The sequence below is a fragment of the Psychromonas sp. genome (assembly GCF_047632995.1).
Classification (GTDB): domain Bacteria; phylum Pseudomonadota; class Gammaproteobacteria; order Enterobacterales; family Psychromonadaceae; genus Psychromonas.
Genome location: NZ_JBLIEK010000015.1, coordinates 1 through 11,342 on the forward strand (window position 1 = coordinate 1; position 11,342 = coordinate 11,342).

General features: G+C 40.8%; 8 protein-coding genes and 1 pseudogene. 1 reads left to right on the forward strand and 8 read right to left on the reverse strand.

Annotation, left to right across the window (positions count from 1 at the left end; all coding sequences use genetic code 11):
• From ACJAT7_RS04485 to lgt, 8 genes and pseudogenes are all read right to left on the reverse strand, one after another.
• Positions 1 to 378: glucose PTS transporter subunit EIIB (locus ACJAT7_RS04485; protein WP_415225602.1), on the reverse strand; the 378-nt coding region annotated here is incomplete at its 3' end.
• A 520-nt stretch (positions 379 to 898) separates the two neighbouring features.
• Entirely contained in the window at positions 899 to 2,212 is a 1,314-nt protein-coding gene (locus ACJAT7_RS04490) for an adenylosuccinate synthase (protein ID WP_415225603.1), read from the reverse strand.
• A gap of 378 nt (positions 2,213 to 2,590) precedes the next feature.
• Entirely contained in the window at positions 2,591 to 3,427 is an 837-nt protein-coding gene (locus ACJAT7_RS04495; protein WP_415225604.1) for a winged helix-turn-helix domain-containing protein, read from the reverse strand.
• A 272-nt stretch (positions 3,428 to 3,699) separates the two neighbouring features.
• Positions 3,700 to 6,297, reverse strand: a complete 2,598-nt coding sequence (gene acnB / locus ACJAT7_RS04500) for a bifunctional aconitate hydratase 2/2-methylisocitrate dehydratase (RefSeq protein WP_415225605.1) — start codon at positions 6,295 to 6,297, stop codon at positions 3,700 to 3,702.
• 382 nt (positions 6,298 to 6,679) lie between these two features.
• Positions 6,680 to 7,294: a PolC-type DNA polymerase III gene (locus ACJAT7_RS04505; protein ID WP_415225606.1), complete on the reverse strand. Its 615-nt coding sequence runs from the start codon at positions 7,292 to 7,294 to the stop codon at positions 6,680 to 6,682.
• An 83-nt stretch (positions 7,295 to 7,377) separates the two neighbouring features.
• A pseudogene (locus ACJAT7_RS04510) lies at positions 7,378 to 7,669 on the reverse strand (IS1595 family transposase); the annotation flags it as partial.
• Positions 7,670 to 7,845: 176 nt separating this feature from the next.
• Entirely contained in the window at positions 7,846 to 8,697 is an 852-nt protein-coding gene (locus ACJAT7_RS04515; protein WP_415225607.1) for a thymidylate synthase, read from the reverse strand.
• A gap of 24 nt (positions 8,698 to 8,721) precedes the next feature.
• The gene (gene lgt, locus ACJAT7_RS04520; protein ID WP_415225608.1) at positions 8,722 to 9,534 is read right to left on the reverse strand and encodes a prolipoprotein diacylglyceryl transferase; all 813 of its coding nucleotides are present in this window, start codon (positions 9,532 to 9,534) and stop codon (positions 8,722 to 8,724) included.
• 342 nt (positions 9,535 to 9,876) lie between these two features.
• Between lgt and sstT the strand changes: the two genes are divergently transcribed.
• On the forward strand, positions 9,877 to 11,163 hold the full coding sequence (sstT, locus tag ACJAT7_RS04525) for a serine/threonine transporter SstT (RefSeq protein ID WP_415225609.1): 1,287 nt from the start codon (positions 9,877 to 9,879) through the stop codon (positions 11,161 to 11,163).
• The last annotated feature ends 179 nt before the right edge of the window (positions 11,164 to 11,342 follow it).

Sequence of the window (11,342 nt, forward strand, 5' to 3'; positions counted from 1 at the left end):
AATCAAACCACCGGTAATAATAGCCGGGAGAAGCGGCACAAAAATTTCAGCCATATGTGAAATACCGCGCTCAAGCAGATTCATATTCTGCCGTGCCGCTGCTTTGGTCGCTTCTTTATCGTCCCCGCCACCGGTTATCTTGGTTAATATTTTATATACTTCATCAACTTCAGTGCCAATCACGATCTGAAACTGCCCTGCAGTGGTAAACGCCCCTTTTACCATTGTAATCTTTTCAATCTCTTTCACGTTGGCCAGTTCAGGATCACCTAAGGCAAAACGCAAACGTGTTAAACAATGGCTAACACTGGCTATATTGCCTTTTCCCCCGATAAGCTCGACTAAGCGTTCAACTTGTTTCTGATCAATTTTACTCATTTCATTATCCCTTTCGTTGTGAGAATTAACATAACATAATGGAACCGTTCCCATTGAGGGTTGAGCATAGCGCAAACTGCGCATTATAAAAATGGGAGTGCTCCCATTTTGAGGGTGGAATCACAAAATAAGAATGCCCGTATTACTAGGAAAGGATGGCGTCACAATATAGGTTCTGCATGGTAAGTTAGTAATATATTGATTTATATCTATTTTTTACGTGGCGCACGCCCAGTTTGCAGAGGCATTGCCTGCAGAGTAATAACTTGTTAATACTAAATGGATTAGAAAAAATAAACGCTAACAACTCCGTTGCGCCAACAACTGAAATCCGTAAGTTTATAGCCACTTTTATGATTGAGTTGCCTAGTTTTAAAATGGGCCGATATTTTCTGTTTTACAATAATCCAAAGTAAGCATAAAAGTGCATTAAGCCAGTCGTTTCAATCGTAGAGATCAAAAAAACCGTATCACTTTGCAGTGCTACGGTTTTTATTGGACGATGAAATTAAACTAAGGATCAGTTAAATGGATTCACCTGAATTATAGTTTCATTGCGATCCGGACCCGTTGAGATAATATCCATGGGTATACCCGTCACTTCTTCTAAGCGTCTAATATATGCCTTGGCATTTTCTGGTAGTGCGTCAAATGAGGTCACTCCAAATGAACTATCACTCCAGCCAGCCATGCTTTCATAAACAGGTGTCGCTTGCTCATAACCATCGGCTGACATTGGTGGAACATCGACTATTTTACCACCCGGCATTTTGTAAGCAGTACAAATTTTAATCTCTTCTAAACCATCTAAAACATCTAGTTTAGTTAAGCAAAAACCGGTAATACTATTTAACTGTACCGCACGTTTAATAGCGACGGCATCAAACCAACCGGTACGGCGTAAACGCCCCGTCGTTGCACCAAATTCGTGACCGACAGTACCAAGATGTTTACCCGCTGGATCTAATTTATCGATACCGTCGTATAATTCTGTTGGGAAAGGACCAGAGCCAACACGGGTAGTGTATGCTTTAACGATACCTAACACGTAATCAATATGTGCCGGACCAAAACCACTGCCTGTAGCTACGCCGCCTGCTGTTGTGTTTGAAGAGGTAACATAGGGATATGTACCGTGGTCAATATCAAGCAGTGTGCCTTGTGCACCTTCGAATAAAATGTTTTCACCACGTAAACGTGCTTTATCGAGTTCGTCAGTAACATCAATAACCATACCGATCAGCAGGTCTGCAACTTCTGTTACCTGTTTTAGCACTTCATCAAAGTTAACTGCTTCAACTTTATAGTAGTTAACTAGCTGGAAGTTATGGTATTCAATCACTTCTTTCAGTTTTGCAGCAAAGGTGTCCATATTGAATAGATCATCAACACGTAAACCACGACGAGCCACCTTGTCTTCATACGCAGGACCAATGCCACGACCTGTTGTACCGATTGCTTTATTGCCGCGTGCTTTTTCTCGCGCAAGATCAAGTGCAACATGGTAGGGAAGAATTAACGGACAGCCTTCACTGATAGAAAGACGCTCTCTGGCCGGTACGCCACGATCTTCAAGCATCTTAAGCTCTTCTAATAAAGCTTCTGGTGATAAAACCACTCCGTTTCCGATAACGCATTTTACGTTATCACGCAGAATGCCTGACGGAATAAGATGAAGAACTGTTTTCTCTCCATCAATTACAAGTGTGTGACCCGCATTGTGTCCACCTTGATAGCGAACAACCCACTGCGCCTTGTCTGTAAGTAGGTCTACAACCTTACCTTTGCCTTCGTCACCCCATTGAGTGCCAAGAATTACTACATTATTTCCCATCAGAATCACATGTCTCTAGCGAATTGAGAAAGGATTTTAGCAAACATTAATCGTCCATATCAATCTCTTTATTATTAAATCAGTGGTAAATGAATCTAAATCAATTAGTTGCATCATTAGTCAGCATGCCAGTTCCATTGTAAGCCTTTATTTTTTATAACTATTTTAATAATAATAAAAAATAATTAAGGGATAAGTCAGGTAGGTTATTTTCGAAATTTCAGGAAGATAAAGGTATAAGAAATTCAACGGATTTTAGTCTATTGAGCACCGGTTGAGTGGGAAATAGTTAATCAGATAGGTGAAAAAATAAATATGGAGGCAAAAAAAAAGCGCTAGCGTTTCCACTAGCACCTTTTTAATAAGATTAATTATCTCTTATTCGTTAATTGCTTTTGCTTGCTCTAATACATCCAGTACATCTGTTGGCACAAGCTCATATGCTGCTTGTGGTTTTAAAACTACATTTGATTTACTGGCAACCATTAACATCTGTTTCAAACGGCTTGTTTCAAATGGTTTTAATAATAGACCTTGAACATCTAATAAGCTGTTTAGACCTAACAGTTCACGTTGAACATCAAAGTGTGTGCTTAAAATAGCGATATCAGCTGCTGCTGAAGTTTGACCTGTACGGATACGTTTGATTAACTTAATTCCAGCGTCTTCTGCAATTAGAGAATCAACAATAACCAGATCAAAATCTTGCAGGGCAACAGAACGTTCAGCTTCAATGGTGGTTGATACGCCTTCAACATAAGCAACGTCTAGGCTTTCCAATTGCTCTATTAATTGAATGCGTTCAGCAGCCTGCACCTCAACAACTAATACTTTCATGTTATTGATTGCGTTAACTGCACTTTCACCTTGTGTAAAAGGAGACTGTTGATTTTCAGTTGAAATACCAACACCTTCCATACGCGCAATATAGCCGCGCTTAGGAATAGTAGAGATATTTAATCCGTGTAGACTCAAAGTACCGATGCTCTTACGAAGCTGGGAGATATGTTGATTGATAGTATGGTCTGTCACTAAGCGACCCCATACATGTTGTGCAAGATCATCACGCGTCACCACTGTATTTACATTTTTACATAAAAAATGCAGTAGTGATGTACGTAAAGGACCCAAGTAAACCTTACGGTTTCCGTGAATTAAACTATTTTGACTTGTGTCTATGTGGTATTCACCCACGACTAAACTTTTTTCTAACATAGTAGCACCCATTTATTTTATTGGATTTATAATAAATTAATAACATAGCTATTAATCATTTATCGGGCTGCTAAACAGCCTCTTTTTTTTATCATTTGTATGTACTTTATCAAATTTACGTGAAAAAACAAGTTAATTCCAACTCATTCATTTTTTTGTCACATATTTTCACTAAGGAACAGTAAAGATCAATAACTTACATAAAAAAACCCCATTCTCAAAGAAGAACGGGGTTTTTATAAAGACACAAAACTGATCTTTTTAGTGCTGTTTTACACCTCTTTAACAGAGATAACGGTATCGGCTTTATCCGTGTAATTTTTGATTTGATCAAAGTTCAGGTAACGGTATGTGTCTGCAGCAACTGCATCTAACGATTTAGCATATTCCATATATTGTGCAACAGTTGGTAATTTACCTTCAATCGCAGTAACGGCAGCCAACTCGGCAGAGCTTAAGTATACATTTGCACCATTACCTAAGCGGTTAGGGAAATTACGGGTTGAAGTGGAAACAACCGTTGTATTATCGCCAACACGAGCTTGATTGCCCATACATAATGAACAGCCCGGCATTTCTGTACGCGCCCCGACACGACCAAAAATACTGTAGTAACCCTCATCAGAAAGTTGAGCAGCATCCATTTTAGTCGGAGGTGAAATCCACAAACGGGTCGGTAGTTGACCTTTATAATTATTCAGCAGCTTACCCGCGGCGCGGAAGTGACCAATATTTGTCATACATGAGCCGATAAACACTTCATCAATTTTTGTTCCCGCAACATCTGATAACAGTTTGACATCATCAGGATCATTTGGACATGCGACGATCGGCTCTTTCACCTCATTTAAATCAATTTCAATAATAGCTGCATATTCGGCATCTTTATCTGCTTCCATTAACTCCGGATTCGCCAGCCAAGCTTCCATCTCTTCAATACGGCGGGTGATTGTACGTACATCCCCGTAACCTTCTGCAATCATCCACTTAAGCATCACAATATTAGAGTTTAAGTATTCAATGATAGGCTCTTTATCAAGCTTGATTGAACAACCTGCTGCACTGCGCTCTGCAGACGCATCTGACAACTCAAATGCCTGCTCAACTTTAAGTGTTGGAAGCCCTTCAATTTCAAGTACACGGCCAGAAAAAACATTTATCTTACCCGCTTTTTCAACCGTTAGATGACCATCTTTGATTGCTTGATGTGGAATAGCATTAACTAAATCACGCAGTGTAATACCCGCTTGCAACTCACCTTTAAAACGTACTAATACTGATTCAGGCATATCCAGTGGCATAACACCGGTCGCGGCTGCAAAGGCAACTAACCCCGATCCTGCAGGGAAAGAGATACCGATTGGAAAACGTGTATGAGAATCACCACCCGTGCCAACCGTGTCTGGTATTAACATACGATTTAACCAGGAGTGAATAATACCGTCACCAGGACGAAGTGAAACACCACCGCGATTCATTATAAAATCAGGTAATGTATGATGTGTTATTACATCTATTGGTTTTGGATATGCGCCAGTGTGGCAGAAAGACTGCATCACTAAATCAGCCGAAAAGCCCAAACATGCAAGATCTTTCAACTCATCACGTGTCATGGGCCCCGTTGTATCTTGAGAACCAACTGTGGTCATTTTAGGCTCACAGTATTGACCGGCACGAACGCCTTCAGTGCCACATGCTTTGCCAACCATTTTTTGCGCAAGCGTATAACCTTTAGTTGAGGCCTCTACTTCTACCGGCAATTGGAATACTGTTGAGGTTTCTAATCCTAACGATTTACGCGCACGCTCTGTTAACCCGCGACCTATAATAAGTGGAATACGGCCACCCGCGCGTACTTCATCGAGGAGAATATTTGTTTTTAATGTAAATTCAGAAATCAGTTCGCCTGTGGCATTGTTTTTTACAACACCTTGATACGGATAGATATCAATCACATCGCCCATATTTAATGCGCTGACATCCATTTCGATTGGCAATGCACCAGAATCTTCCATGGTATTAAAGAAAATTGGCGCTATTTTATTACCAATACAAACACCACCGGCGCGTTTATTGGGGACAAAGGGGATATCATCTCCCATAAACCAGAGCACAGAGTTAGTTGCCGATTTACGAGACGATCCCGTACCCACGACATCACCCACGTAAACTAACTGGTGGCCCTTTTCTTTTAGCGTCGCAATCTGTTTAATCGGACCAACAACCCCCTCCTCATCAGGATCAATACCTTCACGAGAAAGTTTAAACATAGCTAAAGCGTGTAGCGGGATATCAGGGCGAGACCAAGCATCCGGTGCAGGAGAGAGATCATCTGTATTTGTCTCACCCGTCACTTTAAATACTGTCATAGTGATTTTTTCAGCAACAACAGGTTTATCCAAGAACCATTGTGCCTGCGCCCATGACTGAATAACTTCTTGCGCAAAAGCATTACCCGCTTTCGCTTTGGCTTCAACATCATAAAATGCGTCAAACATTAATAACGTACGAGAAAGAGCCGTTACGGCTAATGGCGCAAGCGCAGCATTATCAAGTTGCTCGATTAAAGGATCAATATTATAACCGCCCTGCATAGAGCCTAATAACTTAACGGCACGCTCAGGTGCAACAATTGGAGAAGTTATCTCTCCCGTTGTAATTGCGGCTAAAAATCCCGCTTTAACATAAGCGGCTTCATCAACACCAGGGGGAATTCGGTTTTCTAAGAGATCGATAAGGAAGGCTTCTTCACCTTGTGGTGGATTTTTTAATAATTCAACTAATGCAGCAGTCTGCTCTGCATTTAATGGCTGTGGAACGATACCTTGCTGCGCACGTTCAGTGACATGTTTACGATAAGCTTCTAGCACAATAGTAACCCCTTGTTTCAGCGACAACTCGCTTGATTGAAATCGTTTTATTGAAATCTATAAATATTTGCGCAAAGTATATAGGATCATCAGCACAAAGAAAATAAAAGGGCCAATAGGTCCCTTGTTAAGTTATAAAAATGTTAATAACAACCTACCCCGCCATAAAAGGTACGTACACACTCTTTAAGCTTTTCGGTTAATGTTAGAATTACTTTTTAACGTTGCACTCTGTTCGGTGTTTTTTCCATGCTGGCGATCACTTCTTCGCGGAATGGATCTAATCATCTTATCAACTGGCGCTTTAAAGCGATGTACAGCCAAGTTCATAGGTGACACTTTGCCGTCGCATTGGGGAACACGAGTGTAATGAAGTGCTATATTAACTCCAACTAGAGAGTAATCGCTGAACGGATTTTGCGGGAGTCTTGGTTAACTTTTGAACAAGTTCAAAGGGGATTGTTTGTATATTGTGATTTTCTTGAATTTGCTCAAGCATTGCCAACCAGACTTTAGCAGTCATTTCTGAATCATATAAAGCACGATGAAAAACCCCATCAGTAGGTATGTTTACATACTCAACCAAGGTGCCCAACTTATGATTAGGTGCATGTTGAAAAATTCTTCGCGCCAAAAGCATTGAACATGCAAATTGACCCGCGTAGTTCCGCGATATTCGTTTTAATTCCGCATCCAGAAAGCGTTTATCAAAGGATGCATTATGCGCAACAAGGTTATAATCACCGATAAAGTGAGCAAATCGTTGCATCACCTCTGCACATGGCGGTGCATCTTTGAGCATTGCATTGCTAATGCCAGTAAAGTCCTCGATAAAACCACTAATACGTTGTCCTGGGTTCATAAGTTCTTGAAAACGATCTGTTACTTTTCCGTTTTCAATCAGTACCGCCCCGATTTCAATGGCGCGATCTCCCATATCAGGCGATAACCCTGTCGTTTCAAAATCTAAAATGACAAGGGTGTCGGCATTGGACATAGTAATATTTCCTTTTTGTAGCCAGTTTCTGTGAATGACATTGTGACTTAATTTAAATCGCCATGCTTTAAGTTTTTTTAGTCATATTTTATGGCGACACCATGAAATCGACTCATCCATTTCTTTAAACTGCTATCAAATGCATTAATATTTTGAATATGAAAAGCACCTCTTGCTCTAGCGCCTTTGCTATAAATAACGTTATGTTTAATCCCGCTTTTTTGCAAAATGAAAAATAGACAGCAGCAGCATCAGTACAAAGTATCGAATCGTTGTCTATCTATGGGGTTAAAAAAGCTTCAATGTATATGCATCTACCCGTTCTAAAATGAAAGTTGCAGTTGATTTATGCCGATCTCGTACTACTAAAAAAGGCTCTGATCCTTGAATGATTTACGTGGTAAAAGGAGAGCAGGTGACGAATTTCTTGGGCAAGCAACTCACACAGATTCTCTCTTCAGACAAAATTTCACATTAAAAGTAGCGATAAAATATCGCTACTTTTTCTCTTGTGTTTATTACGTTTCTGTTTTTAACAACTGAGCATTCTCTTAAACTGAAAACGGGTATTTGATGGGATCATGATGTTGGTAATCACTTACTTCAAAATCATCTATAGTTACCCAGGTTTCTAAATCTTCAAGCGACTGGATTTTCGGATTGATGATCAGTTGCGGAGAAGCAAAGGGTTTGCGCTTTAACTGCACATCTCGCATCAGATCAAACTGGTCTTCATAAATATGCGCGTTGACTATTTTATGGTACGCGGTGCCCGCTTTTTTACCGGTAATTTGCGCCATCAAGGCTAATAAAGTAAACACCTGCACCTGGTTGAAATTCAGCCCCAATGGGACATCACATGAACGCTGATAGCTGGTCAGGTGCAAAGTGTCACCGATTAATGAAAAAGTATGAGTGTGCATGCAGGGACGCAAACAGCCCATATGGAATTCACCGGGGTTATAAAAGGTGATGATTTCACCCCGATCATCAATGCCATCCTTTAGATCCTCAACTACTTTTTTCAGTTGATCAATAGAGCCGCCATCCGGTTTTGCCCAAGCGCGGGCTTGTACACCGTAAACACGCCCCATATCATCTTCACCTTTGCGATGGCTATTATTTAACCATGCGCCATTAAGATTGGAATTTGCATCCCATGTTTTTGTGCCCAACGCTCGAAAATCAGCAGCATTGTTATAACCGCGAATATAACCGAGCAACTCTGCAATCGCAGATTTCCAAAAGCTTTTACGGGTGGTGATCATCGGAAATTTGTTGTTTTTAACATCATATTCAAGATCGGCATTGATCACTGTTAAGCAGCGTTTTTGAGTGCGCTCATTTTCAATCCAAACGCCCTTTTCAATAATACGCTGGCATAAATCTAAATATTGTTTCATCTGTTTTCACCTAATAAATTTTGCTTAAGCCTTTTGCGCTTTTTGAGGCTGATTATAACAGTATGCAAAAGCGATTAAAGCCGCGCCCGCCAACACCATTGGTAATGATAATAGCTGTCCCATACTCAGCCCAAAGGAGAGTAAACCAAGGTGTGCATCTGGCTCACGGGCAAATTCAACAATAATCCGGAACAAGCCGTAACATAATAAAAACAGCCCGGCCACAGAACCACTAGGACGCGGTTTGCGAATAAACAACAGAAGAATAATAAACAGTAAGACACCTTCCAGCGCAAACTCATAAAGCTGCGAAGGATGACGCGGTAACGGTCCAGCATTGTGGAAGATAATGCCAAATGGCGAATCGGTTACACGTCCCCACAGCTCGGAGTTGATAAAGTTACCGATACGCCCTGCGCCGAGGCCAACAGGTAAAAGCGGCACAATAAAATCACCCACAGCTAAAATTGAACGTTGATTCTTTTTTGCATAAAAGATAATGGCGCAAAGTACACCCAGTACTCCGCCATGAAAGGACATACCACCTTCCCATATCCGAAACAGATAAAGCGGATTGTCTAAAAAAAGTGGCAACTGGTAAAAGAAAACGTAACCGGCACGTCCCCCTAAAATAACCCCCATAAAACCATAAAAAAGCAGATCGCTGGCTTGTTCACGAGTCCAAAGTCCATTGGAACTGTCACAGCGGCGATTTGCCATCCAAAAAGCAAAAGCAAAACCGACTAAATACATTAAACCGTACCAGCGGATAGCAAGCGGACCGATACTAATTGCAATCGGATCTATATAGGGTAAAACAAAATTTGCAGCTGACATGTATCGACTCTTTGGTTTACTAAATAAAAACATAATATAGCAAGCATCACCTTGCTTCAATATTTGGTCTCTTATGTCATGCACTTAGCTATTTTTAAATGTGATGGAGTTAACCCTAAAGAAAGTAATCCTCTTATAAGGCGCATCTCTGTTTTTATGATACAACTTGAAGTAAATTCTTCGAGGAAAAGTTACAATGCCCCCGCAATGCCAATGATGGTATAAAAAAACAGTATAACCAAACCACCTAAAAATGCATTTTTAGGTGGTTTGGTTATAACGCGTGCGGGATATTAACGGCGTTATCTTCTCGCAGCCCATAATATAAAACAGGTTTAATATATGAATCCCACCCCCACTCTTTTGCAACGGTTTTTAAACGGCAGCCTCGTTATGCAAATTGTTATCGGCATTATCGCCGGTATCGTAATTGCCACAATTTCACCAAGCAGCGCGATCTCACTCTCTTTTCTTGGTGATCTGTTCGTCGGCGCATTAAAAGCCGTGGCACCCATACTGGTTTTTGTTTTAGTCGCATCGTCGATTGCTAATCAGAAAAAAGGCACTCATACCAATCTAAAGCCAATTATTAATCTTTATTTGGTTGGCACGTTATTAGCAGCTTCTACCGCTGTTATTATCAGCTCTTTTTTCCCAACGACGCTGGTATTAGAGGCAACGGATATTCAGGCGACTCCACCGGAAGGCATTCTTGAAGTTTTGCATACCTTGTTATTTAAACTTATAGATAACCCTGTTAATGCACTGATTAAAGGTAACTTTATCGGCATTTTAGCCTGGGCTGTGGGTTTAGGTTTAGCATTACAGCATGCCAATCAAACAACAAAGAATGTAGTGCATGATCTCTCTAACGGCGTCACTAAAATAGTTCATTTAGTGATCCGTTTTGCACCTATCGGTATTTTCTCTCTGGTAGCAAACACCTTTGCAGAAACCGGCTTTTCCGCACTGCGCGGTTATTCTCATCTCTTAGCGGTATTACTGGGCTGCATGATTTTGATCGCCTTAGTCGTTAACCCTGTCATTGTTTATGTGAAAACCAAACGTAATCCATATCCATTAATATTCCAGTGTTTACGTGAATCGGGTGTAACTGCCTTCTTTACACGTAGCTCTGCCGCTAATATTCCCGTTAATATGGAATTGTGTGAAAAATTAGATCTTCACGAAGACACTTACTCGGTTTCAATTCCACTTGGCGCAACCATCAATATGGCGGGCGCTTCCATTACTATTACCGTACTGACACTGGCAGCGGTCCATACGCTGGGTATTGAGTTTGATATTGCCACGGCCATTTTATTAAGCGTTGTGGCTGCAGTCTCTGCTTGTGGTGCTTCTGGCGTTGCCGGCGGTTCATTGTTATTAATCCCACTGGCATGTAGTTTATTTGGTGTACCCAATGAAGTCGCAATGCAAGTTGTCGCTATTGGTTTCATTATAGGTGTCGTACAAGATTCAGCTGAAACCGCCTTAAACAGTTCTACGGATGTGATATTTACCGCTGCAGCTTGTTATGCCGCAGAAGCAAAAAACAGCTCCATAGAAACAGTTGGCGAAGCCAGCTATGCAGAAGAAGAGGCGCAACCAATAAAGATACAGGGGTAAATAGTCAAGCCTTTGATTATTATGGAGTAGGTGCTTAATCTATTAATTAGCTATACCTTGATAATAAAAAGCCGAGTTTTTACACTCGGCTTTTTATTATACCAATCCTATTCATCTCAACTCGGGATAATGAAAGCGTAATATCCTTTAATATTATATTGTTACACTTCCATATTATA

Excerpts from the sequence above, each read along its gene's own strand:
- ACJAT7_RS04490 (WP_415225603.1), bottom strand. The coding sequence starts at position 2,212 with ATGGGAAATAATGTAGTAATTCTTGGCACTCAATGGGGTGACGAAGGC.
- ACJAT7_RS04495 (WP_415225604.1), bottom strand. The coding sequence starts at position 3,427 with ATGTTAGAAAAAAGTTTAGTCGTGGGTGAATACCACATAGACACAAGT.
- ACJAT7_RS04515 (WP_415225607.1), bottom strand. The coding sequence starts at position 8,697 with ATGAAACAATATTTAGATTTATGCCAGCGTATTATTGAAAAGGGCGTT.
- lgt (WP_415225608.1), bottom strand. The coding sequence starts at position 9,534 with ATGTCAGCTGCAAATTTTGTTTTACCCTATATAGATCCGATTGCAATT.
- ACJAT7_RS04505 (WP_415225606.1), bottom strand. The coding sequence starts at position 7,294 with ATGTCCAATGCCGACACCCTTGTCATTTTAGATTTTGAAACGACAGGG.
- sstT (WP_415225609.1), top strand. The coding sequence starts at position 9,877 with ATGAATCCCACCCCCACTCTTTTGCAACGGTTTTTAAACGGCAGCCTC.